At 71.5% G+C, this 24,818-nt stretch carries 24 protein-coding genes and 1 tRNA gene; 9 read left to right on the forward strand and 16 right to left on the reverse strand.

Annotated elements, in window-relative coordinates; genetic code table 11:
• Window positions 1-20: 20 nt before the first annotated feature.
• Together rpmA and rplU are read right to left on the reverse strand one after the other, a co-directional pair.
• A complete protein-coding gene (gene rpmA / locus ACE3O1_RS02850; protein WP_056119621.1) occupies window positions 21-278 on the reverse strand; it encodes a 50S ribosomal protein L27 in 258 nt (85 codons plus the stop codon).
• A gap of 20 nt (window positions 279-298) precedes the next feature.
• Window positions 299-607 (reverse strand): 50S ribosomal protein L21, encoded by a 309-nt coding sequence (rplU, locus tag ACE3O1_RS02855; RefSeq protein WP_056119616.1) that lies wholly within the window; start codon window positions 605-607, stop codon window positions 299-301.
• Window positions 608-851: 244 nt separating this feature from the next.
• Between rplU and ACE3O1_RS02860 the strand changes: the two genes are divergently transcribed.
• Window positions 852-1,127 (forward strand): DUF4031 domain-containing protein, encoded by a 276-nt coding sequence (locus tag ACE3O1_RS02860; RefSeq protein ID WP_374312220.1) that lies wholly within the window; start codon window positions 852-854, stop codon window positions 1,125-1,127.
• Window positions 1,128-1,145: 18 nt separating this feature from the next.
• On the opposite strand, the gene ACE3O1_RS02865 is transcribed toward ACE3O1_RS02860, so the two are convergent.
• Window positions 1,146-3,527, reverse strand: coding sequence for an Rne/Rng family ribonuclease (locus ACE3O1_RS02865; RefSeq protein ID WP_374312222.1), 2,382 nt, complete (start codon window positions 3,525-3,527; stop codon window positions 1,146-1,148).
• Between the two features lie 305 nt (window positions 3,528-3,832).
• Between ACE3O1_RS02865 and ACE3O1_RS02870 the strand changes: the two genes are divergently transcribed.
• A complete protein-coding gene (locus ACE3O1_RS02870; protein WP_374312224.1) occupies window positions 3,833-4,435 on the forward strand; it encodes a vitamin K epoxide reductase family protein in 603 nt (200 codons plus the stop codon).
• A 4-nt stretch (window positions 4,436-4,439) separates the two neighbouring features.
• Here the strand turns inward: ACE3O1_RS02870 and ACE3O1_RS02875 are convergent, their stop codons facing one another.
• The 5 genes from ACE3O1_RS02875 to ACE3O1_RS02895 all read right to left on the reverse strand — a co-directional run bounded on the left by ACE3O1_RS02875 (window position 4,440) and on the right by ACE3O1_RS02895 (window position 10,000).
• Window positions 4,440-5,264, reverse strand: coding sequence for an undecaprenyl-diphosphate phosphatase (locus tag ACE3O1_RS02875; RefSeq protein WP_374312226.1), 825 nt, complete (start codon window positions 5,262-5,264; stop codon window positions 4,440-4,442).
• Window positions 5,265-5,309: 45 nt separating this feature from the next.
• Window positions 5,310-6,611 (reverse strand): M20/M25/M40 family metallo-hydrolase, encoded by a 1,302-nt coding sequence (locus tag ACE3O1_RS02880; RefSeq protein WP_374312228.1) that lies wholly within the window; start codon window positions 6,609-6,611, stop codon window positions 5,310-5,312.
• A 125-nt stretch (window positions 6,612-6,736) separates the two neighbouring features.
• Window positions 6,737-6,821 (reverse strand) — tRNA-Leu (locus ACE3O1_RS02885).
• A gap of 82 nt (window positions 6,822-6,903) precedes the next feature.
• Window positions 6,904-7,992, reverse strand: coding sequence for a VIT1/CCC1 family protein (locus ACE3O1_RS02890; protein WP_374312230.1), 1,089 nt, complete (start codon window positions 7,990-7,992; stop codon window positions 6,904-6,906).
• Between the two features lie 121 nt (window positions 7,993-8,113).
• On the reverse strand, window positions 8,114-10,000 hold the full coding sequence (locus tag ACE3O1_RS02895; protein WP_374312232.1) for a DEAD/DEAH box helicase: 1,887 nt from the start codon (window positions 9,998-10,000) through the stop codon (window positions 8,114-8,116).
• 140 nt (window positions 10,001-10,140) lie between these two features.
• On the opposite strand from ACE3O1_RS02895, the gene ACE3O1_RS02900 reads away from it, so the two are divergent.
• Window positions 10,141-11,001, forward strand: coding sequence for an SGNH/GDSL hydrolase family protein (locus tag ACE3O1_RS02900; RefSeq protein WP_374312234.1), 861 nt, complete (start codon window positions 10,141-10,143; stop codon window positions 10,999-11,001).
• Window positions 10,994-11,692 carry an SDR family oxidoreductase gene (locus ACE3O1_RS02905; protein WP_374312236.1) on the forward strand — a complete coding sequence of 233 codons (699 nt, stop codon included), beginning with the start codon at window positions 10,994-10,996 and terminating at the stop codon, window positions 11,690-11,692. The genes ACE3O1_RS02900 and ACE3O1_RS02905 overlap by 8 nt, the downstream gene beginning before the upstream one ends.
• Window positions 11,693-11,717: 25 nt before the next feature.
• Here ACE3O1_RS02905 and ACE3O1_RS02910 read toward each other — a convergent pair whose 3' ends face one another.
• Window positions 11,718-12,521, reverse strand: a complete 804-nt coding sequence (locus ACE3O1_RS02910) for a TrmH family RNA methyltransferase (RefSeq protein WP_374312238.1) — start codon at window positions 12,519-12,521, stop codon at window positions 11,718-11,720.
• A 75-nt stretch (window positions 12,522-12,596) separates the two neighbouring features.
• Here ACE3O1_RS02910 and ACE3O1_RS02915 point away from each other — a divergent pair, with 75 nt between their 5' ends.
• From ACE3O1_RS02915 to ACE3O1_RS02925, 3 genes are read left to right on the forward strand one after another with little or no spacing between them, the layout of a single operon-like run.
• The gene (locus ACE3O1_RS02915; protein ID WP_374312240.1) at window positions 12,597-13,448 is read left to right on the forward strand and encodes a Sir2 family NAD-dependent protein deacetylase; all 852 of its coding nucleotides are present in this window, start codon (window positions 12,597-12,599) and stop codon (window positions 13,446-13,448) included.
• 26 nt (window positions 13,449-13,474) lie between these two features.
• Window positions 13,475-14,077: a histidine phosphatase family protein gene (locus ACE3O1_RS02920; protein ID WP_374312242.1), complete on the forward strand. Its 603-nt coding sequence runs from the start codon at window positions 13,475-13,477 to the stop codon at window positions 14,075-14,077.
• 10 nt (window positions 14,078-14,087) lie between these two features.
• A complete protein-coding gene (locus ACE3O1_RS02925; protein WP_374312244.1) occupies window positions 14,088-14,462 on the forward strand; it encodes an iron chaperone in 375 nt (124 codons plus the stop codon).
• Between the two features lie 4 nt (window positions 14,463-14,466).
• Here ACE3O1_RS02925 and ACE3O1_RS02930 read toward each other — a convergent pair whose 3' ends face one another.
• From ACE3O1_RS02930 to ACE3O1_RS02950, 5 genes are read right to left on the reverse strand one after another with little or no spacing between them, the layout of a single operon-like run.
• Window positions 14,467-15,264, reverse strand: coding sequence for a CoA ester lyase (locus ACE3O1_RS02930; RefSeq protein ID WP_374312262.1), 798 nt, complete (start codon window positions 15,262-15,264; stop codon window positions 14,467-14,469).
• A gap of 11 nt (window positions 15,265-15,275) precedes the next feature.
• Complete coding sequence (locus ACE3O1_RS02935; RefSeq protein ID WP_374312246.1) at window positions 15,276-15,770, reverse strand: MaoC family dehydratase; 495 nt, start codon at window positions 15,768-15,770, stop codon at window positions 15,276-15,278.
• Window positions 15,771-15,775: 5 nt separating this feature from the next.
• On the reverse strand, window positions 15,776-16,927 hold the full coding sequence (locus ACE3O1_RS02940; protein ID WP_374312248.1) for an acyl-CoA dehydrogenase family protein: 1,152 nt from the start codon (window positions 16,925-16,927) through the stop codon (window positions 15,776-15,778).
• Window positions 16,928-16,943: 16 nt separating this feature from the next.
• Complete coding sequence (locus ACE3O1_RS02945) at window positions 16,944-18,950, reverse strand: biotin carboxylase N-terminal domain-containing protein (RefSeq protein WP_374312250.1); 2,007 nt, start codon at window positions 18,948-18,950, stop codon at window positions 16,944-16,946.
• Between the two features lie 5 nt (window positions 18,951-18,955).
• Window positions 18,956-20,560 carry a carboxyl transferase domain-containing protein gene (locus ACE3O1_RS02950; protein ID WP_374312252.1) on the reverse strand — a complete coding sequence of 535 codons (1,605 nt, stop codon included), beginning with the start codon at window positions 20,558-20,560 and terminating at the stop codon, window positions 18,956-18,958.
• A gap of 104 nt (window positions 20,561-20,664) precedes the next feature.
• On the opposite strand from ACE3O1_RS02950, the gene ACE3O1_RS02955 reads away from it, so the two are divergent.
• Together ACE3O1_RS02955 and ACE3O1_RS02960 are read left to right on the forward strand one after the other, a co-directional pair.
• Window positions 20,665-21,261 carry a TetR/AcrR family transcriptional regulator gene (locus ACE3O1_RS02955; protein WP_374312254.1) on the forward strand — a complete coding sequence of 199 codons (597 nt, stop codon included), beginning with the start codon at window positions 20,665-20,667 and terminating at the stop codon, window positions 21,259-21,261.
• A gap of 38 nt (window positions 21,262-21,299) precedes the next feature.
• Window positions 21,300-23,126 (forward strand): alkaline phosphatase family protein, encoded by a 1,827-nt coding sequence (locus tag ACE3O1_RS02960; RefSeq protein ID WP_374312256.1) that lies wholly within the window; start codon window positions 21,300-21,302, stop codon window positions 23,124-23,126.
• 24 nt (window positions 23,127-23,150) lie between these two features.
• Here the strand turns inward: ACE3O1_RS02960 and ACE3O1_RS02965 are convergent, their stop codons facing one another.
• The gene (locus ACE3O1_RS02965) at window positions 23,151-24,551 is read right to left on the reverse strand and encodes a dihydrolipoamide acetyltransferase family protein (RefSeq protein WP_374312258.1); all 1,401 of its coding nucleotides are present in this window, start codon (window positions 24,549-24,551) and stop codon (window positions 23,151-23,153) included.
• Window positions 24,548-24,818 (reverse strand): transketolase C-terminal domain-containing protein (locus ACE3O1_RS02970; protein WP_374312260.1); only part of this gene is annotated, 271 nt, incomplete at its 5' end. The genes ACE3O1_RS02970 and ACE3O1_RS02965, both read right to left, overlap by 4 nt.

Consider the following 24,818-nt stretch of genomic DNA (forward strand, 5'->3'; position numbering starts at 1 on the left):
AAAAATGCGCAGCGCGTGGATTACTCCGCGGCCGCCACGATGTTGACGACCTTGCGGCCGCCCTTCTGACCGAACTCGACCGCGCCCGCTGCGAGAGCGAACAGCGTGTCGTCGCCACCGCGGCCGACGTTGGCGCCGGGGTGGAAGTGGGTGCCGCGCTGACGGACGATGATCTCGCCGGCGAGGACCTTCTGTCCGCCGAAGCGCTTCACGCCCAGTCGCTGAGCGTTGGAGTCACGACCGTTGCGGGTGGAGCTTGCGCCCTTTTTGTGTGCCATCTCTGCGTCTCTTCCTGGACTTACTTGATGCCGGTGACCTTGACGCGCGTGAGGTCCTGTCGGTGCCCCTGGCGCTTCTTGTAGCCGGTCTTGTTCTTGAACTTCTGGATCACGATCTTCGGGCCGCGCTCCTCACCGAGGACCTCGGCGGTGACGGTCACCTTGGCGAGCTTGGCGGCATCGGTCGTGACGGCGTCGCCGTCCACGAGCAGGACCGCGGGCAGCTCGATCTTGTCGCCGATCTTCGCGGCCTGGCGGTCGAGAACGACGATCGTGCCGACCTCGACCTTTTCCTGCCGGCCACCGGCGCGCACAACTGCGTAAACCACTTCACACCTGTTTCTACTGGATTGGAGCGCACGGCTCCGGTTGTCTTTGCGAGACTCTGCCCTTGCGAGAAGAGGAAGTCCTTGGTGCGGCAGCGACGGCTCCAGCCGGCTGCTGAGCCTGTCGGGCATCGCCATCAGCCTGCGAAACGGGACGCACCAAAGGACTACTTTACCGGATGCTGCGACCAGCCGCAAAAGCGCCGGGACGGCCGTGCCGCGGCATCCGGGTTTGTAGGATCGCGGAGTGGCGATCCTCATCGACGACCCGCGGTGGCCCGCCCACGGCCGACTGTGGGCGCACCTGGTGAGCGACTCGGATCTCGAGGAGCTCCACGCCTTCGCCGCGGCCAACGGGATCCCCCGTCGCGGGTTCGACCGCGACCACTACGACGTGCCCGACGAGGCCCACGCCCGCCTCGTCGCCGCCGGCGCCGAGCACGTCGACGGCCACGAGCTGGTGCGCCGGCTGATCGCCTCGGGGCTGCGGATCACCGCACGCGAACGACGCGCCGGGCGCTGACGCGCCCGGCGGCGTGCGTCAGTCCTCGACGGGCTTGTGCGCCACGGGCGTGCCCGTGAGGGCCGCGGTGGTGACGCGACGGCGGGAGCGGCCCTGACCGGGCGCCTTGGGCTCGGGGAGAGCGCTCAGCACCGAGTCCAGGAGCATGTCCTTCTCGGTCTTGGGAGCCTTGGCCTTGGCGGGTTCGCGCTTCTTGCGCGGCTTCTTCGGCCGCTCGGCCGGCGTCTCGGCGACCACGGGCTCGTCGGCGGGCGCGTCGTCGTGGTGGTGGATGGTGGACGCCGCGATCTGCGCGAGGGCGGACTTCACGCCCTCGGTGATGACGTGGGTGCCGTTGGACCCGCCGCCGGCGCTCGGCTGCTGCGAGCCGCCGCGCTGGCGTCGACCGGACGAGGACGAGCCCGCGGACGCCTGGGCGCCGCGATGCTTCACGACGGGGTCGTGGTGGACGATGACGCCGCGCCCGGCGCACACCTCGCACGCCTCGCTGAAGGTCTCGAGCAGGCCGAGCCCGAGCTTCTTGCGCGTCATCTGGACGAGGCCCAGCGATGTCACCTCGGCGACCTGGTGCTTCGTGCGGTCGCGGCTGAGGCACTCCACCAGGCGGCGGAGCACGAGGTCGCGGTTGGACTCGAGCACCATGTCGATGAAGTCGACCACGATGATGCCGCCGATGTCGCGCAGGCGCAGCTGGCGCACGATCTCCTCGGCCGCCTCGAGGTTGTTCTTGGTGACCGTCTCCTCGAGGTTGCCGCCGGACCCGACGAACTTGCCGGTGTTGACGTCGACGACGGTCATCGCCTCGGTGCGGTCGATGACGAGCGAACCGCCGGAGGGCAGCCACACCTTGCGGTCGAGCGCCTTCTCGATCTGCTCGGTCACGCGGAACTGGTCGAACGGGTCGACGTCGCCCTCGTAGGCCTCGATGCGCTCGAGCAGGTCGGGGGCGACGCTCTCGACGTACTTGGTGATCGTGTGGTGCGCGTCCTCGCCCTGGATGAGCATCTTCGAGAAATCCTCGTTGAAGACGTCGCGGACGATCTTGACCAGCAGGTCGGGCTCGGAGTGCAGCAGCGCGGGAGCCTGGATCGACTGGATCTGCGTGCTGATGTGCTCCCACTGGGTGGTGAGACGCTGCACGTCGCGGGTCAGCTGGTCCTCGGTGGCGCCTTCGGCGGCGGTGCGCACGATGACGCCCGACGACTCGGGGAGCACCTCCTTGAGGATTTTCTTGAGGCGCGCGCGCTCGGTGTCGGGGAGCTTGCGCGAGATGCCGTTCATGGCGCCGCCGGGCACGTAGACCAGGTAGCGGCCGGGGAGCGAGATCTGACTCGTCAGGCGGGCGCCCTTGTGGCCGACCGGGTCCTTCGTGACCTGCACGAGGACCTTGTCGCCCGACTTGAGCGCGAGCTCGATGCGGCGCGGCTGGTTGCCCGTCTCGACGGCATCCCAGTCGACCTCGCCCGAGTACAGCACGGCGTTGCGGCCGCGGCCGATGTCGACGAACGCCGCCTCCATGCTCGGCAGCACGTTCTGCACGCGACCGAGGTAGACGTTGCCGATGAGCGAGGCGTCCTGATTGCGCGCGACGTAGTGCTCGACGAGGACGTTGTCCTCGAGGACGGCGATCTGGATGCGCCCGTTCTTGGAGCGCACGATCATCACGCGGTCGACGGCCTCGCGACGCGCGAGGAACTCCGCCTCGGTGACGACGGCGCGGCGGCGGCCGGCCTCGCGTCCGTCGCGGCGGCGCTGCTTCTTGGCCTCGAGGCGCGTGGAGCCCTTGATGCGCTGCGGTTCGGTGATGAGCTCGACGGCGCGCTGGCGGGGCTGCGGCGGCTCGACGGGACCGGATGCCTCGTCCCGCCCCTCTCCCCCGCGTCGGCGGCTGCGGCGACGCGACGAGGAAGCGGAGGACGCCTGTTCCGCCGCGGGCTCGTCGTCCGGGACCGGGGGCAGCGCGATGACCTCGGGCGCGTAGAAGTGGAGCTGGGTCGACACGGCCGAGACGAACACCTCGGGAAGCAGGCCGAGGGCTGCCGCCGTCAGGGGCGTCTCGGGCTCGGGCTCGCCCGGGCTCTCGGGCTCGGGTTCACTCGGGGTCGCGGGCTCGGGCTCGGGTTCGCCGGAGCTCTCGGGTTCGCCGGAGCTCTCGGGCTCGGGTTCGCTCGACGCCTCGGGCGCGCCCGCCTCGGGCTGCGGAGCCGCGTCGGGCTCGGCATCCGGGGGCGTCGGCGCGTCCGCGCTCTCGGGCGCCGGAGCGCCCTCCTCGTACACCTCGACCGCCTCGATCACCGCTTCGGTCTCGGCCGCCGCGGCATCGCCGCCCGCTGCGTCGAGCGCTAGCGGGGCATCCGATCCGGTCTGCGGGGTGAGGTCTTCATCTGTGCCATCGGCCATCACTGGCTTACTCCCTGCGGGTCGGCACCGCGCGCCGCCCGGCGAAATCTCTTGCGGTGCCGCACCTGCGGTGCCGCGAACTCACTCGGTCTGCAACGGGATCCCGGCTGATGCGGCGGGAGCTCTCGCTGCCAAGGGCATTCGTCGCCCTGAAGTCTTCTGGTGATGCACGTCACGGCGCGGCCGCGGCACATCGGAGCCATTATCGCACTTTCGCCCGCCGATTGCTCGTCGGCGGCGCGCCGGTGATTTCCCACGGCCCCGCGCGCGGCATCCGCTCAGTCCCCGATGCCATAATCCGGAGCATGCCCGCACCCCAGTCGCACACCCGCCCCACTGCGATGGCGGTGTGGCTCATCCTCGCCGGAGCGGTCGGCTGGTGGGCGGCCTTCTCGCTCACGATGGAGCGCTTCCACCTGCTCGCCGATCCCGACGCCATCGCGTCGTGCGACTTCAGCCTGCTGGTGCAGTGCACGGCGAACCTCGAGTCGTGGCAGGGCAGCGTGTTCGGCTTCCCCAACCCGATCCTCGGGCTCACCGGCTGGGTGGCGCCCATCGTGGTGGGCGTGGCGATCCTGGCCGGCGCTCGGTTCGCACGCTGGTTCTGGTGGCTGTTCGAGATCGGGATGCTGTTCGCGTTCTGCTTCGTGATCTGGCTGATCGCGCAGAGCATCTTCGTGCTGGGCACCCTCTGCCCGTGGTGCATGGTCACGTGGGTGGTCACGATCCCGACGTTCTACGTCGTGACGCTGCACGTCCTCCGTGCCGGGATCGTGCCCGTCGGCACACGCGTGCGGCGGGGCGCCGAGACGCTCATGGGCTGGGTGCCGCTGCTCGCGGTCGTGAGCTACGCGATCATCGCCGTGATCGCGCAGGCGCGGCTGGACGTGCTCGGCAACCTCTTCTAGCCCCTCAGTAGGCGTCGATGACGCCCAGGCTGAGCAGCACCAGCAGCGTGGAGCCGACCGCCACCCGGTAGACCACGAACGGCAGGAAGCTGTGCTTGGAGATCCAGTTCATGAAGAACGCGATCACACCGAGCGCCACGAAGAAAGCCACGACGGTCGCCACGGCGGTCTCGCCGAGGGTGAACACACCGGGCTCGTTCCAGCTCTTCGCGAGCTGGTAGAAGCCGCTGCCGAACACGGCGGGGATGGCCAGCAGGAACGCGTACCGCGCCGCAGCCGCCCGCTCGTAGCCCATGAACAGGCCCGCCGTGATCGTGCCTCCCGAGCGTGAGACGCCGGGGATCAGCGCGAGCGACTGGGCGAAGCCGTAGATCACGCCGTGCCCGATGGTGATGTCCTGCAGTTTGCGCTTCTTCGCCCCGACGTGGTCGGCGATGCCGAGCAGCACGCCGAAGAGGATGAGCATCGCCGCGATGAGCCACAGCGAGCGGAAGACGGTCTCGATCTGGTCCTGGAAGAGCAGCCCGAGCACCACGATCGGGATGCTGCCGACGATGATCAGCCAGCCCATGCGCGCGTCGGGGTCGTTGCGGGGGATGCGGCCGGCGAGCGAGCGGAACCAATGGCCGATGATCCGGACGATGTCGCGCCAGAAGAAGAGCACGACGGCGGCCTCGGTGCCGATCTGAGTGATGGCGGTGAAGGCGGCCCCGGGGTCCTGCGCCGAGGGCAGGAACTCTCCGAGGATGCGCAGGTGGGCGCTGGAGGAGACCGGCAGGAACTCGGTGAGTCCCTGCACGAAGCCGAGGATGATGGCCTCGAGGAGCATGGGCGCCTTTCGGTGCGGGAGCCGGGGCTGGGTCCCGCGGGTCGTTCAGTAGGTGCGGAGGAGGTCGGCGAGCACGCGCTGGCCGAAGACGAGGGAATCGATCGGGACGCGCTCGTCGACGCCGTGGAACATGCCGGTGAAGTCGAGGTCGGCCGGCAGGCGCAGCGGCGCGAAGCCGTAGCCGGCGATCCCGAGTGCGGCCAGCGCCTTGTTGTCGGTGCCGCCGCCCATGAGGTACGGGATGACCGGGACGCCGGGGTCGTGGCGGTCCAGCGCCGACACCATCGCGTCGACGAGGTCGCCCGAGAACGGCACCTCGAGGCCGATGTCCTGGTGGACGACCTCCACCTCGACCTCGTCGCCGACGATGCGGCGGATGTCGGCGAGGGCGGCCTCCTCGGTGCCCGGCAGAACCCGCACGTCGATGAGCGCCTCGGCGCGATCCGGGATCACGTTGTGCTTGTATCCGGCGGTGAGGCCGGTCGGGTTCGTCGTCGTCCGCAGCGTCGAGCGCAGGAATCCGGATGCCGCGCCCACTGCGGCCGCGACGGCGTCGGGGTCGTCTGAGCCGGCGCCGGTGAGCTCTCCCAGTCGCGCGCTCATCTCTCGCGTCGTGTCGGTCAGCTCGACCGGCCACTCGGTGCGGCCGAGTGCGGCGACGGCGGCGGCGAGCCGCGTGACGGCGTTGTCGCCGTGGAAGCTCGAGCCGTGGGCGGCGCGGCCGCGCGCGACGAGGCGGATCCACACGAGCGCCTTCTCCCCCACCTGCAGCAGATACGCCCGGCGGTCGCCCACCGAGATGGAGTATCCGCCCACCTCGCTGATGGCCTCCGTCGCGCCGTCGAACCACTCGGGTCGGTCCTGCACGACCAGGGCGGAACCCTCGACGCCGCCGTTCTCCTCATCGGCGAAGAACGCCAGGACGAGGTCGCGCTCCGGCTGGTCGCCCGCACGGAGGATGTCGCCGACCGCGGTGAGGATCATGGCGTCCATGTCCTTCATGTCCACCGCGCCCCGGCCCCACAGCATCCCGTCCCGCACGACGCCCTCGAAGGGATCGACGCTCCAGTCGGCGGCGATCGCCGGGACGACGTCGAGGTGGCCGTGGAGGACGAGGGCCGGCTTGTCGCGATTGCGGCCGGGCACCCGCGCGGCGACGTTCGTGCGGCGCGGAATCGGCTCGTAGAACTCGGGAACGAGGCCCAGACCCGACAGATACTCGCCGACGTACTCCGCCGCCTCGCGCTCGCCGGCCGCGCGGCCACCGCCGTGATTGGTGGTGTCGAAGCGGATGAGATCCCGCGCGACGGCGGCGACCTCGGGAAGCTCGGGAGCGGAAGCGGGCATGCCGACAAACCTATCTGCTCGACGAAGAAGGCCCCCTTTCGGGGCGGCATTGTTCGGCGCGGAGTCCCCCGGGTCACCTTCAAAAAAGAACAAGACCCCCGCTTCCGGGGGCCTTGCTCATTCTGTGCGCGAGGGGGGACTTGAACCCCCACGCCCTATACGGGCACTAGCACCTCAAGCTAGCGCGTCTACCTATTCCGCCACCCGCGCAGGTGGTTTCCGGTTTCGCAACCGAGGAACGACATTACCACGTCGCCAGGGCGGGAACGAATCGACCGCACCCTCGCGCGCGTCACCCGACGGACACCCCGAACAGCAGTCCGAGGGCGTACGTGACCGCTGCCGCGCCGAACCCGATGGCGAGCTGACGCAGGGCACGGCGCAGGGGCGGCGCCCCGGAGAGCAGGCCCACGGCGGCGCCGGTGCACAGCAGGGCGAGCCCCACGAGAACGAGCGCGAGGACGACCGCGGGGGTGCCCGACAGCCCGAAGATCCAAGGCAGCACGGGAACGATCGCCCCGGAGGCGAAGAACAGGAAGCTCGACAGGGCGGCTCCCCACGCGCTCCCGACGACCTCGCCGTGGTCGATCACGTCGAGGGGCGACGTGTGGGTGCGCCCCTCGCCGATGGCTCGTGCCGATTCGACGGCGCGGCGGGCGCGAAGCGTCGCCTCGTTCTCGGGCATGCCGCGCGTGCGATAGACCAGCGCCAGCTCGTTCGCATCGATGTCGAGGTGCGGGATCGCACCGTCGGCGAAGTCGCTCGGCTCGGTCGCGGCCAGCAGCTCCCGCTGCGAGCGCACCGAGACGAACTCCCCCGCGCCCATGGACAGCGCGCCGGCGAGCAGCCCGGCGATGCCGCTGAAGAGGACGAACTGCGGGGCCACGCCGGTCGCGCCGATGCCGAGCACCAGGGCCAGGTTCGACACGAGTCCGTCGTTGGCACCGAAGACGGCTGCGCGGAACGTTCCCGACAGCCGGCGGCGGCCGCGCGCCGCGAGCCCGCGGACGACCTCGTGATGGATCTTCTCGTCGGCCGCCATCGCCGGCGCCGCGAACGGCTCGTCGTCGTACGGCGAGCGGGCCTCGGCGTTCTGCGCGAGCGCGAGCACGAAGATCGAGCCGAACCGCTTGGCCATCGTGCCCAGCAGCACCGTCCGCGCGTCGGGGCGCGGCAGGCGCGCCGGTTCGCCGCCGAGCAGCGCGAGCCAGTGGGCCTCGTGGCGACCCTCCGCCTCGGCCAGCGCCTGCAGGATCTCGCGCTCCTCGCCGTCGCGCCGGGCGGCGAGCTCGCGGTACACGCGGGCCTCTGCCCGCTCGTTGACGAGGTAGCGGGCCCAGCGGCGTCGATCTCGGACCGTCGGTGCGGCGGGCGCGCTCATACAGGCCTCCTGGCCGGGTGGGGACGTCTCCACGCTAGTTCGCGAGCGGATGCCGCCGCCGCCGTGCGCGCGGATTGCCAGCATTTCGGGGCTCCGAACGGCCCCCCGCACCGCGGTGGGCTCAGGAGTGCACGCGCTTGCGGAGCACGTCGATGCGCGCCTGCAGCTGGGCGACCGTGGCGTGCGAGACGGCCGGCCCGCCGCAGATGCGTCGCAGCTCGGCGTGCACGAGCCCGTGGGCCTCGCCGGACTGCCGCGCGTACAGCCCCACCAGGCTGTTCAGCAGCTGCCGCTGCTCCTTGAGCGAGCGGTGCAGCGCCTGCGGGAGCGCCGGCTCGTGGTCGGGCGCCTGCGCCTCGCGGTCCTCGCGCACGCGGCGGTGGCGGCCCTGACGCGCCTGCCGCTGCATGAGGAGCTCGTGGACATGCTCGGGCTCGAGGAGCCCGGGAAGGCCCAGGAACTCCTCCTCCTCGGGCGTACCGGGCACGGCGAGCTGCCCGAACTCCTTGCCGTCGAAGAGCACGCGGTCGAAGTGGGCGAGCGAGCCCAGAGCCTGATAGGAGAACTCCTCGGTCAGCGCGTCGGATGCGGAGTCCTCGCGCTCGGCGGCCGCCATGAGGTCTTCCTCGGCGTTCCATTCGTCGCCGTCGCTCTCGCGATCGAGGGCGTGGTCGCGCTGGCGCTCGAGCTCGTTCGCCAGCGCAAGCAGCTGTGGCACGTTGGGCAGGAACACGCTCGCTGTCTCGCCGCGGCGGCGGGCACGCACGAAGCGGCCGATGGCCTGGGCGAAGAAGAGCGGCGTCGATGCCGACGTCGCGTACACCCCGACGGCCAGGCGCGGAACGTCCACGCCCTCCGACACCATGCGCACCGCCACCATCCAGCGGCTCGTCCCCTGGGAGAAGCTCTCGATACGCGACGAGGGCTCCGCCTCGTCGGACAGCACGACCGTCGGAGACTCCCCCGTGACGTCACGCAGGATGTCGGCGTAGGCGCGTGCGGCGGTCTGATCGGTCGCGATCACGAGGCCCCCGGCATCCGGAACCTGTTCGCGCACCTCGCTGAGGCGCCGGTCGGCCGAGCGGAGCACGGCGGGGATCCACTCACCCGCAGGATCGAGCGCGGTGCGCCACGCCTGCGAGGTGATGTCCTTCGTGTTGTCCTGCCCGAGCTGAGCCTCCATCTCGTCGCCGGTCTTCGTGCGCCAGCGCATCTGCCCGGCGTAGACCATGAAGATGACCGGCCGCACCACGCCGTCCTCGAGCGCGCGGCGGTAGCCGTAGGCGTAGTCGGTGCGGGAGATGCGGATGCCGTGCTGATCGGGGTGGTACTCGACGAACGGGATCGGAGCGGTGTCGCTGCGGAACGGCGTGCCCGACAGGAGCAGGCGCCGGGTGGCGCGCGCGTAGGCTTCGCGCAGTGCATCGCCCCAGCTCAGGGCGTCGCCCCCGTGATGCACCTCGTCGAGGATCACCAGGGTGCGCGCGTCCATCGTGAGGCGCTGGTGGACGGATGCCTTCACCGCGACCTGCGCGTAGGTCACCGCCACGCCGTGATAGTGCCGTGCGGGCGCCGCGTGCCGGTTGCTGAAGGCGGGGTCGAGCCGGATCGAGACGCGGGCTGCGGCATCCGCCCACTGCGACTTGAGGTGCTCGGTGGGAGCCACGACGACGATGCGGTCGACGATGCGCCGGCGCAGCAGCTCGCTGGCCAGACGCAGGGCGAACGTCGTCTTGCCGGCGCCGGGGGTGGCCGCGGCGAGGAAGTCGCGCGGCCCGCCGCCGACCCCGTCGGGTCCGTCGAGACCGAAGTAGAGGTCGAGGGCCTCCGCCTGCCAGGCGCGCAGCCGCTGCGCCGTGCCCCACGGCGCGCGCTGCGGGTAGGACGGCGACAGATGCTCCGCTTTGAAGCTGCCGATGTGGGCTTCGCCGAACGAGGAATCGGGGTCGTGGGAGTCGGGGTTCGCGGGCGCGGGATGCGGTGCTTCGAGAACCGTCTCGTCGTCCATCGCACCTCCCGCCCTGCCGGAACAACGAGTCACCACCCTAAACGACCGCGGCGACACCGCAGTGCCGAGCCGCGCCGGGCCCGATGAAGCGCGTCGCATGCGGGGGGTAGCCTGGCACCGGTCACGAACCGAGGAAGACGATGCCCACGACAGACGATCCCCGCACTCCCTACGTCCCCAATCCGCAGCCCCACCCGTGGCGGCGCTGGGTCGCGATCGGCGATTCGTTCACCGAGGGCGTCGGCGACCCCGACCCCACCGCTGCGAACGGATGGCGCGGCTGGGCCGACCGGGTCGCCGAGGTGCTCTCGCAGCAGGTCGACGACTTCGCGTACGCGAACCTCGCCATCCGAGGCCGACTCATCGGCCAGATCGTCGACGAGCAGGTCGAGCCGGCGCTCGCACTCAAGCCCGATCTGGTGACCTTCTCGGCGGGCGGCAACGACGTCATCCGCCCGGGTGCCGATCCCGACGCGGTCGCCCAGCTCTTCGAGGATGCCGTGGTGCGGCTGTCGAGCGACGGCGCCACGGTGGTCGTGTTCACCGGCATCGACACGAACTTCACCCCCGTGTTCCGCGGCATCCGCGGCCGCGTGGCCATCTACAACGAGAATATCCGGGCCATCGCCGATCGGTACGACTGCATCGTCGCCGACCAGTGGGCGCTCAAAGAGGTGCAGGACATGCGCTTCTTCGACGACGACCGCCTGCACTACAACGCCTTGGGCCACCACGAGGTCGCGCGCATGGTGCTGCGCGCGCTCAACGTGCCCAACGACCTCCAGCCGATGCAGCCCGACCCGTTCCCCACGCGGACGTGGCGCGAGGCGCGAGCGGTCGACTTCGTCTGGGCTCGCGAGTACCTGGTGCCGTGGGTGCTGCGCCGGCTGCGCCATCAGTCCTCCGGCGACACCGTCTCCGCCAAGCGACCGGACGCCCTGCCGGTGACGACGCTCGCTCCGGCCCGAGACGCCGGCGCCTCCCTCGGCGAGGATGCCTGACGTGCCCACGCACCTGCTGACGGGCGCGGGCTCGGGGATCGGCGCCGCCCTCGCCGCGCAGCTGACCGACCGCGGCGACGACCTGTGGCTCCTCGCGCGCGACGCCGGCCGGGCGGCGCACCTGCGCGAGCGCTTCCCCGACGCCACGACCCTCGTCGGGGACCTCGCGGAACCCTCGCGCCTGTCGTGGGCGCTGGACCACCAGGCCGTGCCGTCGCGCCTCGATTCCCTCCTGCACGTCGCCGGAGTCGTCGAACTGGGGTCCGTCGCCGAGACGTCCGTTGCGACGTGGCAGCACCAGCTCGCCGTCAACGCGGTGGCACCCGCCGAGCTCACCCGGCTGATGCTCCCGGCCCTGCGGGCCGCGCGGGGCCACGTCGTCTTCGTGAACTCCGGCGCCGGCCTGCGCGTGAGCGCGGAGTGGACCTCGTACGCGGCCAGCAAGTTCGCCGTGCGCGCGATCGCCGACGGCCTGCGCGAAGAGGAGCGGGCGAACGGCCTGCGCGTCACGACCGTCTACCCCGGCCGCACCGCCACTCCCATGCAGGAGAAGGTCCACCGGCAGGAGGGCGCCGACTACGACCCCTCGCGGTGGATCGATCCCGCGTCGGTCGCGACCGCGGTGGTCGCCGCACTCGACCTTCCCCGCGACGCGGAGCTCACCGAGCTCACTGTGCGACCGCGGGGCTGACCGAGGCACCCTCGCCGCACGGTCGTCAGCGGGCGCGCAGCTCCCACAGCGCGACCGCGCTCGCCGCGGCGACATTGAGCGAGTCGACGCCGCCCGCCATCGGGATGGTCACGACGCTGTCGGCGGCGGCGAGCGCCGCGCGGCTGAGTCCGTCGCCCTCGGCGCCGAGCAGGAGCGCGACGCGCGGGTGCTCGGCCGCACGGAAGGCGTCCAGTGCCACTGCCCCGTCCGACAGCGCGAGCGCGGCGAGGTGGAAGGAAGCGCCGTGCAGGATGCCGCGCGCCTCGCTCCACTCCGGGAGCCGTGTCCACGGCACCTGGAAGACCGTTCCCATGCTGACCCGCACGCTCCGGCGGTACAGCGGATCCGCGCAGCGAGCGCTCACCAGCACCGCGTCCGCGCCGAGGCCCGCCGCTGCTCGGAAGATGGCCCCGACGTTCGTGTGGTCCACGATGTCCTCGAGCACGACGACGAGCCGTGCGTCCCGGACGACATCCGCCGCGGAAGGGAGCGCCGGCCGGTGCATCGCCGCGAGCGCGCCGCGGTGCACCGCGTAGCCCGTGAGCGATTCGGCGACCTCGGCCGTCACGACGAACACCGGGACCGCGGCATCCGTCACCAGGGCCTCGACGTCGGGGAGCCACTTCTCCTGCACCAGCACCGACCGCGGCCGGTGGCCGGCGGCGAGAGCGCGCGCGATCACCTTCGCCGACTCCGCGATGTAGAGCCCGCCGGCGGGCTCCAGCACCCGGCGCAGGGCGACATCGGTGAGGTCGCGGTAGTCGGCCAGGCGCGGGTCGTCCGCCGTCGCGATCCGCTCGATGCCCACGCCTCCACTCTCGCACGCGGCGTAACATCCCGGTAAACCGCGCCGCCTACACTCGGACCCGAAGGGGGTGATCGCGTGTCGATCGCGACCGAGCTCGACGCGGCAGCGGCCCACGCCGTCGCGCGCGCGACCGACGTCCTCGCCGGGCGCCGCATCGCGGTCCTCACCGGTGCGGGCGTGTCGACCGACTCCGGCATCCCCGACTACCGCGGCAAGGGCGCCCCCGTGCGGACGCCCATGACCGCCGAGCAGTTCCTCTCGAGCGAGGCCGCCCGGCGCCGCTACTGGGTCGGCAGCCATCTGGGCTGGCGGGCGTTCGCCGCCGCGGAGCCCAACCCCGGCCACCGCGCGATCGCGCAGCTCGAGCAGAGCGGCGTCGCGACCGGCGTCGTGACGCAGAACGTGGACGGCTTGCACGTGCGCGCAGGGAGCCGTCGGGTGGTCGAGCTCCACGGCACGATGCGCCGCGTGTTCTGCACGCACTGCGGCCAGGTGTTCGACCGGCGCGACCTCGCAGCGCGCGTCGAGACCGACAACCCGTGGATCACCGTCCCCGACAGTGTCGCGCTCGGCCCCGACGGCGACGTGCTGCCCGAGAGCAGCGACGGATTCCTCGTGCCCGAATGCACGGTGTGCAGCGGGATGCTCAAGCCCGACGTGGTCTTCTTCGGCGAGTTCATCCCGGCTGAGAAGTTCCGTGAAGCCGAGCAGCTCGTCCACGCGAGCGAAGGGCTCCTGATCGCCGGGTCGTCGCTCGTCGTGAACTCCGGCATCCGGCTCCTGGAGCGCGCCCGGCGGCGACGGCTGCCCGTCGTCATCGTGAACCGCGGCGCGACGCGCGCCGACGCCCGCGCGACCGTCAAGGTCGACGCCGGAACGAGCGAGGTCCTGCGCGCGCTCGCCGAGACCCTGCCCTCAGCGCTCTGACAGGACGCTCGCCGTAGGCTCGAGCCGTGACCGCGCTGACCCTCATCCGCCACGGCGAGACCGAATGGAACCGCGCCCGGCGCATCCAGGGGTCGACCGACATCCCCCTCAACGACACGGGCCGCGCGCAGGCGCGCGCCGCGGCCGCGGCGCCGGCGGCGCGCCGCTGCGCCCACCCGGCGGCCGTGGTCGCCAGAGACCAGGCGCGCGCAGGGGAGACCGCCGAGATCATCGCATCCGAGCTCGGTCTCGCGGCTCCTCGCACCTACTCCGGACTGCGCGAGCGGTCCTACGGCGAGGCCGAGGGCATCGACGCCGACGAATTCTTCCGGCGATGGGGCGACTGGCACACGGCCGAGGTCCCCGGCGCCGAGCCGTCCCCCGCCCTGCGCCGGCGGGCGCTGTCCGCGCTCGGCCGCGCCGTGCGCGATCACCGAGCCGACACGGCGCCGGGAGCGGCATCCCTCGTCGTCGTCACTCACGGTGCACTCATCCGCGAGGTGATCCGCCACGCCTCCGGCGGCGAACTCCCTCCCGCGGGCGAGAAGCTCGCGAACGGGTCCGCTCACGATCTGCTGTTCGAGCGCGACCGCCTGCGCCTGCTGTCCTACGCCGGGGCCGTCGCCTAGGCTCGGGCGCATGCCGAGTCCCGCCAGCGTCGACGAGTACATCGCCGGGTTCGCTCCCGAGATCGCCGATCGCCTGCGCCGCATCCGCGAGATCATCGTGCGGGCGGTCCGCGAGACATCGGGCGAGCAGCCCGAGGAGAAGATCCGCTACGGAATCGCCGCGGTCATGCTCGGAGGCCGCTACGCGCTCCACTACGCGGGTTGGAAGAAGCACATCGGCCTGTACCCGGTGCCGGTCTTCGCCGATCCGCTCGAGAGCGAGGTCGCGCCGCACCGCGCCGAGAAGGACTCCCTGGTCTTCCCGCACAGCGCCGACATCCCGTACGACCTCATCGACCGCATCGCGCGCGAGATCGCCGCCCAGCGCGTCGCCGCGAACGACTGACCGCTCAGTCCCCCGCGCGTCGCAGCGTGGCGCGCGCGTGTCGCAGCACCGGCTCGTCGACCATGCGCCCGTCGTAGGTGAAGACGCCGCGCTCGCTCTCGGCAGCCGCGAGCACGCCTCGCGCCCATGCCACCGCCTTCTCGTCGGGACGATAGGCGTCGCGGATGATCGCGACCTGCCCGGGATGGATGCATGCCGTGGCGGCGAAGCCGGACGCCGCGGCATCCGTCGCCTCGATCCGGAGGCGCTTGGTGTCGTCGATGTCGAGATGCACCGCGTCGATCGCGGCCTTCCCGCGCGCACCGGCTGCGAGCAGCACCCGCGCCCGGGCATAGCGGGCGATGTCGCGGTAGCGGCCGTTGGGCTTGCGGCTCGACGTGCCGCCGATGCTGGCGACGAGGTCCTCCGCGCCCCACATGAGGGCGATCACATTCGGCAGCGCCGCGATGCGGTCCGCCTGCGCGACGCCCTTGGCCGTCTCGCACAGCGCGATCGCCTCGAACCGCTGGTCGAGTCGAGCGAGGCGTTTGGGCGACTCCGCCTTGGCGATCATGATCCGCCGGTAGTCGGTCTGCGAGAGCGTCGCGAGGTCGGAGACGAAGTCGTCGGAATCGAGCGGGTTCACCCGCACGATCACGCGGTCGGGGTCGAGCTCGGACTCGATCACGGCGCCCCGCGCGGCCGGCTTCGCGGCGGGCGCGACGGCGTCCTCGAGGTCGAGGATCACGGCGTCGGCGCGGTCCAGGGCCTTCCCGAAGCGCTCCGGACGATCGGCCGGGCAGAACAGGATCGCGGGTCCCATGCCGAAGGTGCTCACGATTCCTCCCCGGGAACGCGCCACATGAGGGCCGTCCGGGTCGCCGACGCGACGACGTCGCCGTTCTGATTGCGACCGGTGTGGCGCATCGTCACGATCCCCTGGCCTGGGCGGGACGCCGACAGGCGCTTGTCGAGGATCTCGGTCTCGGTGTAGAGCGTGTCGCCGTGGAACAGCGGCGCCGGGAACGAGATGTCCGTGAGTCCCAGCTGCGCGACGAGCGTGCCCTGCGTGATCTGCGAGACGGATGCCCCGACCATCGTGGCGAGCGTCCACATCGAGTTCATCAGGCGCTGACCGAACGGCTGGCTCTCCGAGAACGCGGCGTCGAGATGGAGGGCCTGCGTGTTCATGGTGAGCGAGGAGAACAGCACGTTGTCGGCCTCGGTGGCCGTGCGTCCCGGGCGGTGCCGGTAGCAGGATCCGACCTCGAGCTCGTCGTAGTACAGCCCGCGCTGCACGACGGTCTTCGCCTCGCCCGTGCCGTCCACGTCCGTCACGCTACCCCGAGGGAGCGCGCGATGACGAGCAGCTGCACCTCGTTGGTGCCCTCGCCGATCTCGAGGATCTTCGAGTCGCGGTAGTGCCGCGCGACGGGGTACTCGTTCATGAAGCCGTTACCGCCGAAGACCTGGGTCGCGTCCCGGGCATTGTCCATCGCCGCGTCGCTCGCGGTCAGCTTCGCGATGGCGGCCTCGGTCTTGAACGGCTTGCCCGCATCCCGCAGGCGTGCCGCGTGGTGCCACGCGAGACGTGCGTTGTGGACGCGCAGCTGCATCCGCGCGAGGAGGAACTGGATGCCCTGGCGCGTCGAGAGGGCGTCGCCGAACACCGTTCGCTTCTTCGCATAGTCGACCGCCGCTTCGAGGCATCCCTCCGCGGCGCCCGTCGAGAGCGCGGCGATCGCGATGCGACCCTCGTCGAGGATGTGGAGGAAGTTGGCGAAGCCCCGGCCCCGTTCGCCGAGGAGGTTGCCCTCGGGCACGCGGACGTCCTGGAACGTGAGCGGGTGGGTGTCGGACGCGTGCCACCCGACCTTGTCGTAGCCGGGCTCGACGGTGAATCCCGGAGTGCCTGAAGGGACGACGATCGTCGAGATCTCCTTGCGCCCCTCGCGCTCTCCGGTGACCGCCGTCACCGTGACGAAGCGCGTGATGTCGGTGCCGGAGTTGGTGATGAACTGCTTCGAGCCGTTGATCACCCATTCGCCGCCGTCGAGCCTCGCGGTCGTGCGCGTCGCCCCGGCGTCGGAGCCGGCCTCGGGCTCGGTGAGGCCGAAGCCCGCGAGGGCGCGGCCGGAGAGCAGGTCGGGCAGGAGCTCCTGCTTCTGCTCCTCGGTGCCGAAGCGGAACACGGGCATCGCGCCCAGGCTGACGCCGGCCTCGAGCGTGATCGCGATGGACTGGTCCACACGGCCCAGCGCCTCGATCGCGAGGCACAGCGCGAAGTAGTCGCCGCCCTGCCCGCCGTACTCCTCCGGGAAGGGCAGCCCGAACAGGCCGAGCTCGCCCATCTGCGCGACGACGTCCATCGGCAGCGTCTTGGTGCGGTCGGCCTCATAGGCCTGCGGTGCGACGACCTGGTCGGCGAAGTCGCGCACCATGCGGGCGAGCTCGCGCTCGTCCTCGGTGAGGTTGTGGTGGTCCATGAAGGCTCCTCGGGTCTCAGGAGGGGGAATCGGCGGTCTCGTGAACCGCCGGGGTCAGGGTGACGTGCGCGAGGATCTGGTCGCGGCGCACCTGGTCCCCGACGGCGACGTCGAGCCGGACGACGCCGGCGTGCGGGGCGAGGACGGGATGCTCCATCTTCATCGCCTCGATCGTGACGAGGCGGTCCCCCGACGCGACCGCGGCGCCGTCGGCGGCGTGGACGGCGACGACCGCGCCCGGCATCGGCGCCCGGAGCTCGGGATCGGTTTCTGCGGCGGAGCGCTCGCGCGCGGCGAGCCTGCTCTCCATCGCCTGGCGGCGACTGAGGGGACGCAGCCGGTGCGTCGCGCCGTCGGCATGCACCCACGTCCAGCCGTCGGCGTCGACCGCGAGCGTCACGCCGTCGTCGTCGGGGCGGTCGATCCGCCACGCGTCCTCGGGGGTCGCGCCCGCGAACACCCTCGGAGCCGGCATCGGGACGACCACGATTCCATCCGCGGTCTCGATCGCCACCGTCGGCGCCGGCGGAGGTCCACCGGCCCGCCAGCCCGACCGCTCGCGCCACAGCGGGGATGAAGCATCCACCCTCTCCCGCGCGTCGGAAGCGGCGCCGTCGGCCGCCGCCGCGCCCAGCGCGAGAGACGTCGGCTGGGGAGCCGTGAACGGCGGCATCCGATCGATCAGCCCGGTATCCATCCGGCCGTCCTGCACGCCGTCGTCGGCCAGCAGCTCGCGGAGGAATCCGATGTTCGTCTCGACGCCCAGCAGGACCGTGTCCGCGAGCGCCGCATCGAGACGGGCGAGCGCTTCGGCGCGGTCGGCGCCGTGGGCGATGACCTTCGCGATCATCGGGTCGTAGTCGGACGTGACGACCGAACCGGTCTCGACCGCGGCATCCGTCCTCACGCCCTCGGCCGGCTGCCACAGCAGCACCGCGCCGGTGGCGGGCAGGAAGCCGCGCTCGGGGCTCTCCGCATACACCCGCGCCTCGATCGCGTGACCTTCGAGCCGCACCTCCTCCTGGGAGAAGGCGAGGGGGTCGCCCGCCGCGATGCGCAGCTGCTGCTCGACGAGGTCGATCCCGGTGACGAGTTCGGTGACCGGATGCTCGACCTGCAGCCGTGTGTTCATCTCGATGAAGAAGAACTCGTCGGGTCGATCGCCCGCGACGAGGAACTCGACGGTTCCGGCGCCGCGGTAGTCGACGCTCGCCGCGGCAGCGCACGCCGCCGCCCCGATGCGCGCGCGGGTGACGGCATCGACGACGGGCGACGGCGCCTCCTCGATGACCTTCTGGTGGCGGCGCTGCAGGGTGCACTCGCGCTCGCCGAGGTGCACGACGGTGCCGTGCGCGTCGGCGAGGACCTGCACCTCGATGTGCCGCGGACGCTCGATGAGGCGTTCGAGCAGCAGCGTGTCGTCGCCGAAGGCCGACGAGGCCACGCGGCGCGCGGTCGCGAGGGCGTCGGCGAGGTCGCCCGGCTCGCGCACGATCTGCATGCCCTTGCCGCCGCCGCCGGCCGACGGCTTCACGAGCAGGGGGAAACCGGCGTCGGACGCCGCGCGCGCGATCTCGTCGTCGGTCATGCCGGCCGCGCTGAACCCGGGGACGGTCGGGACGCCGTGGGCCGACACGTGCTCCTTGGAGCGGATCTTGTCACCCATCACATCGAGCGCACGCACACCCGGCCCGATGAACACGACACCCGCGTCGGCGCACGCCCGGGCGAAGGCCGCGTTCTCGGACAGGAAGCCGTATCCCGGATGCACCGCCTCGGCGCCGGTATCGCGGGCGGCGGAGATCACGGCGTCGATATCGAGATACGAGGCGGATGCCGCAGCCGGGCCGATCCGCACCGCGACGTCGGCTTCGCGCACATGCGGGGCGTCGGCATCGGCGTCGCTGTAGACGGCGACGGAGCGGATGCCGAGGCGCCGGAGGGTGCGGATGACCCTGCGGGCGATCTCGCCGCGGTTGGCGACGAGCACGGTGGAGAAGGGAGGAGTGGCAGGAGGAGTCATCGATCTCACATCCGGAAGACGCCGAAGCGCGGTTCGGGCAGCGGCGTGCGCGCGACGACGTCGAGCGCGAGGCCGAGCAGGTCGCGGGTGTCTGCGGGGTCGATGATCCCGTCGTCCCACAGGCGGGCGGTGGCGTAGAAGGGATTGCCCTGTTCCTCGTACTGCGCGCGGATCGGCGCCTCGAAGGCGGCCTGGTCGTCGGCGGACCACTCCTCGCCCCGCGCCTCGAGCTGATCGCGCTTGACCGTCGCGAGGACCGATGCCGCCTGCGGTCCGCCCATCACCGAGATGCGGCTCGCGGGCCAGGTCCACAGGAAGCGCGGCGAGTACGCGCGCCCGCACATCGAGTAGTTCCCCGCACCGAACGAACCGCCGATGACGACGGTCAGCTTGGGCACTCGCGTCGTCGCGACGGCCGTGACCATCTTGGCGCCGTCCTTCGCGATCCCGCCGGCCTCGGCATCCCTCCCCACCATGAAGCCGGAGATGTTCTGCAGGAACAGCAGCGGGATGCCCCGCTGGTCGCAGAGCTCGATGAAGTGCGCGCCCTTCTGCGCCGACTCGCTGAACAGCACGCCGTTGTTCGCCACGATCCCGACCGGGTGGCCGTGGATGCGCGCGAAGCCCGTCACGAGGGTGTCGCCGTACTTGCGCTTGAACTCGTGGAACTCGCTGGCGTCGACCAGGCGCGCGATGACCTCGCGTACGTCGTAGGGCTGGTTGACGTCGACGGGGACGACGCCGTAGAGGTCGTCCGGGTCGACCGTCGGGGCCACCGCGGGCGCGACGTCCCACGCGGGCGCCGCCGGCGGCGGAAGCGTCGCGACGATGTCGCGCACGATCTCGAGGGCGTGCTCGTCGTCTTCGGCGAGGTGGTCCACGACGCCCGAGCGTCGGGCGTGCAGCTCTCCCCCGCCGAGCTCCTCGGCCGTGACGACCTCGCCGATCGCCGCCTTCACGAGCGGCGGGCCGCCGAGGAAGATCGTGCCCTGGCCCCGCACGATGACGGTCTCGTCGCTCATCGCGGGCACGTAGGCGCCGCCGGCGGTGCAGGAGCCGAGGACCGCGGCGATCTGCGGGATGCCGGCCGCCGACAGCCGCGCCTGGTTGAAGAAGATGCGGCCGAAGTGGTCGCGGTCGGGGAAGACCTCGTCCTGCATCGGCAGGAACGCGCCGCCCGAGTCGACGAGGTAGACGCAGGGGAGGCGGTTCTCGAACGCGATCTCCTGCGCGCGGAGATGCTTCTTCACCGTCATCGGGTAGTAGGTGCCGCCCTTGACGGTCGCATCGTTGCAGACCACCATCACGTGACGCCCGTGGACGAGCCCGATGCCCGCGATGACTCCCGCCGCCGGCGCATCGCCGCCGTAGAGCCCTTCGGCGGCGAGCGGAGCGATCTCGACGAACGGGCTCCCCTCGTCGAGGAGCCGCGCGACGCGGTCGCGAGGCAGGAGCTTGCCGCGGGCGACATGACGGGCGCGGGATGCCTCGGGCCCGCCGAGCGCCACCGTCGCGAGGCGCTCGCGCAACCGCTGCGCCTGCTCGGCCTGCGCCTCGCGGGTCCGTGCGAAAGCGTCGTCGCGGACGGCCGCGGTCGTGAGGGCAGTCATGTCATCTCCGTCGACGTCACGATCGGATCACGTTCGTTGTCCAGACGCGATCGCATTGGTTAGTGTTCACTAACTGGAGTCCAGGTTAGCGAGGATTAACTGAGATGACAAGCGGCGTCACCGAGCGGGATCGTGCGAAGGCGGACCGCCAGGCGGCGATCCTGCACGAGGCGGCGAGACTCTTCGCCGAGCGCGGCTTCAGTGGGGTGAGCCTCGAGGAGCTGGGTGCGGCCGTCGGCGTCAGCGGACCCGCCCTCTACCGCCATTTCGCCAACAAGCAGGCGCTCCTCGGAGCCATCCTCGTCGGCGTGAGCGAGCGCCTGCTCGCCGGCGGTCGCGGCGTGGTCGCGGGCGGCGGATCGCCCGCGGATCAGCTGCGAGCGCTCATCGGCTTCCATGTCGATTTCGCGCTCAGCGACGCCGACGTCATCCGCGTGCAGGACCGCGACCTGGCCAGCCTGTCCGACGACGACCGTCACAGCGTGCGGCGCCTCCAGCGCGAGTACGTCGAGGTGTGGATCGGCATCCTGTCGGCCCTTCACCCCGATCGCGGCCGCGAGGACCTGCGCGTACGAGCCCACGCGTGCTTCGGCCTCATCAACTCCACGCCGCACAGCGTCCGCGCGCTTCGGGAGGAGCCCCGCGACGGTCAGGTGCGCGGTGTGCTGGAGACCATGGCGCTGGCGGCCCTCACCGTCTGACCCTCGCGGTACCCGGCGTGCTCTAGTCTGTTGACACCATGCCGGGGCATGGCCGGGACAGCGATGCAGACGGGGCGGCTGCCGCTGACGGCGTCGACGCGCCCGCGCCCCCGCACGCGCCCGCCGACGGAACCCTCGACGCCGGCACCCGACGGGATTTCCTGAAGCTCGGGGGCATCGCCGCAGCCGGCCTCGTGGTCGGCGGCGGCGTCGGCGCGGCAGCCGGCGCGGCGATCGGCCATGCGGCGGGGTACCAGGAGGGATCGATCGACTTCGTCGCCGTCCCGCCGCGCCACGAGCCCGGCTTCGACCATGTCGTGGTGCTGATGGGTGAGAACCGCTCGTTCGACAACCTCCTCGGCTGGCTGTACACGCCCGACGACCTTCCCGACGGCGAGACGTTCGACGGCCTGGCCTTCGGCGACTACGCGAACGTCGCACCGACGGGAGCGCGGATCCCCGCGCACGCCTACAGCGGGCCGACCGACGAGGTGATGGGCAGGCCGAATCCCGACCCCGGGGAGGAGTTCCCCCACGTCAACACGCAGCTGTTCGGCACCGTCGACCCCCCGGCCAACGCGACGAGCCAGATCGGGCAGATGCAGCCGCCCTACAACGCACCGCCCGCAGGGACGCCCGCCACGATGTCGGGATTCGTGCAGGACTACTGGAACAACTACGAGCGCCTGCGCGAAGGACGAGCGCCGTCGGTGGAGGAAGCGCGGCACATCATGGGGGGCTTCTCCCCCGAACAGCTGCCGGTGCTGTCGACCCTGGCGAGGGAGTTCGCGGTGTTCGACGCGTGGTTCGCGGCGGTTCCGTCGCAGACCTACTGCAATCGCTCCTTCTTCCACGCCTCCACCTCGCACGGCTACGTCACGAACAAGGACGGCGGGGGCTACGACAAGTGGCTCGACGCGCCGCGCACGCCGACGATCTTCAACCGGCTCGAGGAGGCCGGCGTCTCGTGGAAGGTGTACTTCGACGAAATCCAGTTCGTCTCGCTGACGGGGATGATGCACGCCCCGGCGCTCGAGGAGTACTGGCGCACCGGGCGGTTCGGGCACATGACGGAGTTCTACGAGGACGCCCGCGCCGGGACGCTCCCCGCCTACGCCTTCATCGAGCCCCGCATGGTCTACAACCACAACGACTTCCATCCGCCGTTCGGCGTGTACCGCTCGAGCGTCGTGGACGGAGCGATGATCATCGACTCCGCCGTCTCGGACGTGCGCGCCGGCGAGAAGCTGGTAGCGAGCGTCTACAACGCGATCAAGGACTCGGCGGCTCCCGGCGGCTCAAACGCGATGAACACCCTGCTGCTGATCACCTTCGACGAGCACGGCGGCACGTACGACCATGTCCCGCCGCCGGCCGCCACCCCTCCGGTGGCCGGTGCCGGTCGGGGCGAGATGGGCTTCGCCTTCGACCGCCTGGGTCCACGCGTGCCCGCGATCGCCGTCTCGGCCTACACGCGGCGTCACACGATCATCCACGACGAGATGCACCATGGGGCGGTCATCGCCACCCTCACGCGGCTGCACGGTCTCAGGCCGCTCACCCGGCGCGATGCCGGGGCGAACGACCTGTTCTCGATCGTGAACCTCACGACGCCGCGCCAGCCCTCCGACTGGCCTGTGGTCCACCCGATGTACGCCCCGCCGAACCCCGAGGAGGACGACGCGATCGACCTCGCGAGCGGCGAGCACCGGCACAAGCCGCTCAGTCCGCCTGGACGCGGCCTCGTCGGCCTTCTCCTGGCGAGGTACGGCCCGGCGGGCGCCAGCGAACCCGCCTCGTACGCGGAGGCGTACGAGGCGATCCCCACGCCCGGGCGCGGGCGGTTCTACCCCAAGCCCGACTAGGGGCGACGCCCGCTCTTGCCGGACTCAGCGCAGCAGCATCGCCCGGCCGGGCTCACGCAGCACGTTCGCGACGTCGACGAGGAACCGCGAACCCTGCTCGCCGTCCACCAGACGGTGGTCGAACGAGAGGGCGAGCGTCATGACGTCCCGCAGGGCGATCTCGCCCCGGTGCTCCCACGGCTGACGGCGCACCGCCCCGAGCGCGAGGATGCCCGCCTCTCCCGGGTTCAGGATCGGCGTTCCCGCGTCGACGCCGAACACGCCGACGTTGGTGATGGAGAAGGTCCCGCCCATCATGTCGGCGGGCGGGGTCTTGCCCGAGCGCGCCGTCTCCGCCAGCGTGCGGATCGCGTCGGCGAGCTCGACGAGCGAGAGCTCCTGGGCGTCGCGGATGTTCGGCACGACGAGTCCGCGGCCCGTCGCTGCGGCGATGCCGAGGTTCACGTAGTGGTGCTCGACGATCTCGCCGGCCGCGTCATCCCACTTCGAGTTCAGCCCGGGGTGGTGTGCGAGGGCCAGGCAGACGGCCTTCGCTGCAACAGCCATGACGCCGATCTTGTGCTCCTGCAGCGCCCGGTCGGCCTTCAGCGACGCGATCAGCTCGGTCGTCGCCGTCACGTCCACGGTGAGGAATGTCGTCACATGCGGCGCGGTGAAGGCGCTGCGCACCATCGCCTCGGCCGTGTGCTTGCGCACACCGCGGATCGGGGTGCGGGTCGTACGCTCGGCCGGCGTCGCGCTCAGTTCGGGCATGAGGGCGGGCTCGGGGGCCGGCATCGTGCCGACGGGCGTCGCGCCGACGCGCTCGGCGTAGGCCTCGACGTCCGCGCGCGTGATGACGCCGTTCGCCCCGGTGGCCTCGACGAGGGTCAGGTCGACGCCGAGCTGCTTCGCGAAGAGGCGCACGGGCGGCGTCGACCGGGGTCGCTCGACCGGCCGTTCGACCTCCGCCGGCTGGATGGCGTCGTGGGGCGCTGCCTCGAGGACGGCGGTGTCGGATGCCGCGGCCGGGCCGGCAGCGGCGCGGGCACGCCGCTGCGGGCGGGCGCTGCCACGGGGAGCCGCGCCGTAGCCGACGAGGTTCGGCTCAGCCTGGGCCGTCTCCTCGGCCTGGGCCGTCTCCTCGGCCTGGGCCGTCTCCTCGGCGGGCGCCGCGGTCGCCGGTGCCGGCCTCGGGGCGGCGTCTCCGCCCAGATCGTACGAGACGAGCACGGAGCCGACCGCGACGACGTCGCCCGCCGCGGCGTGCAGCTTCGTGATGGTGCCGGCGTGGGGCGAAGGAAGCTCCACGACGGCTTTCGCGGTCTCGACCTCGGCGATCGTCTGATTGAGGGCCACGGTGTCGCCCTCGGCGACGAGCCACGCGACGATCTCGGCCTCGGGCAGTCCCTCGCCGAGATCCGGAAGGCGGAAGTCCTGGATCACAGCTCGACGCCTGTCAGGCTGTTCGGCCGGTCCATCACGCGGTCCACCGCGTCGAGGATCCGGTCGAGATCGGGGATGTGGTGCTTCTCGAGCTTGGCCGGCGGGTAGGGGATGTCGTGGCCCGTCACCCGCTGCGGCGCGGCCTCGAGGTAGTTGAAGCACCGCTCGGTCACGCTCGCGATGAGCTCCGCACCGACGCCGGCCTCGCGCGCCGCCTCGTGGGTCACCACGACGCGCCCGGTCTTGCGGACGGACGCGGTCACCGTG

Origin of the sequence: Microbacterium sp., assembly GCF_041909575.1 — a bacterium.
Lineage (GTDB): Bacteria > Actinomycetota > Actinomycetes > Actinomycetales > Microbacteriaceae > Microbacterium.

What these genes read in the sequence shown, in the direction of transcription:
- rpmA (WP_056119621.1), bottom strand. Translation starts at nt 278, where the DNA reads ATGGCACACAAAAAGGGCGCAAGCTCCACCCGCAACGGTCGTGACTCC.
- ACE3O1_RS02865 (WP_374312222.1), bottom strand. Translation starts at nt 3,527, where the DNA reads ATGGCCGATGGCACAGATGAAGACCTCACCCCGCAGACCGGATCGGAT.
- ACE3O1_RS02870 (WP_374312224.1), top strand. Translation starts at nt 3,833, where the DNA reads ATGCCCGCACCCCAGTCGCACACCCGCCCCACTGCGATGGCGGTGTGG.
- ACE3O1_RS02875 (WP_374312226.1), bottom strand. Translation starts at nt 5,264, where the DNA reads ATGCTCCTCGAGGCCATCATCCTCGGCTTCGTGCAGGGACTCACCGAG.
- ACE3O1_RS02880 (WP_374312228.1), bottom strand. Translation starts at nt 6,611, where the DNA reads ATGCCCGCTTCCGCTCCCGAGCTTCCCGAGGTCGCCGCCGTCGCGCGG.
- ACE3O1_RS02890 (WP_374312230.1), bottom strand. Translation starts at nt 7,992, where the DNA reads ATGAGCGCGCCCGCCGCACCGACGGTCCGAGATCGACGCCGCTGGGCC.
- ACE3O1_RS02895 (WP_374312232.1), bottom strand. Translation starts at nt 10,000, where the DNA reads ATGGACGACGAGACGGTTCTCGAAGCACCGCATCCCGCGCCCGCGAAC.
- ACE3O1_RS02900 (WP_374312234.1), top strand. Translation starts at nt 10,141, where the DNA reads ATGCCCACGACAGACGATCCCCGCACTCCCTACGTCCCCAATCCGCAG.
- ACE3O1_RS02905 (WP_374312236.1), top strand. Translation starts at nt 10,994, where the DNA reads ATGCCTGACGTGCCCACGCACCTGCTGACGGGCGCGGGCTCGGGGATC.
- ACE3O1_RS02925 (WP_374312244.1), top strand. Translation starts at nt 14,088, where the DNA reads ATGCCGAGTCCCGCCAGCGTCGACGAGTACATCGCCGGGTTCGCTCCC.
- ACE3O1_RS02930 (WP_374312262.1), bottom strand. Translation starts at nt 15,264, where the DNA reads ATGGGACCCGCGATCCTGTTCTGCCCGGCCGATCGTCCGGAGCGCTTC.
- ACE3O1_RS02940 (WP_374312248.1), bottom strand. Translation starts at nt 16,927, where the DNA reads ATGGACCACCACAACCTCACCGAGGACGAGCGCGAGCTCGCCCGCATG.
- ACE3O1_RS02945 (WP_374312250.1), bottom strand. Translation starts at nt 18,950, where the DNA reads ATGACTCCTCCTGCCACTCCTCCCTTCTCCACCGTGCTCGTCGCCAAC.
- ACE3O1_RS02950 (WP_374312252.1), bottom strand. Translation starts at nt 20,560, where the DNA reads ATGACTGCCCTCACGACCGCGGCCGTCCGCGACGACGCTTTCGCACGG.
- ACE3O1_RS02955 (WP_374312254.1), top strand. Translation starts at nt 20,665, where the DNA reads ATGACAAGCGGCGTCACCGAGCGGGATCGTGCGAAGGCGGACCGCCAG.
- ACE3O1_RS02960 (WP_374312256.1), top strand. Translation starts at nt 21,300, where the DNA reads ATGCCGGGGCATGGCCGGGACAGCGATGCAGACGGGGCGGCTGCCGCT.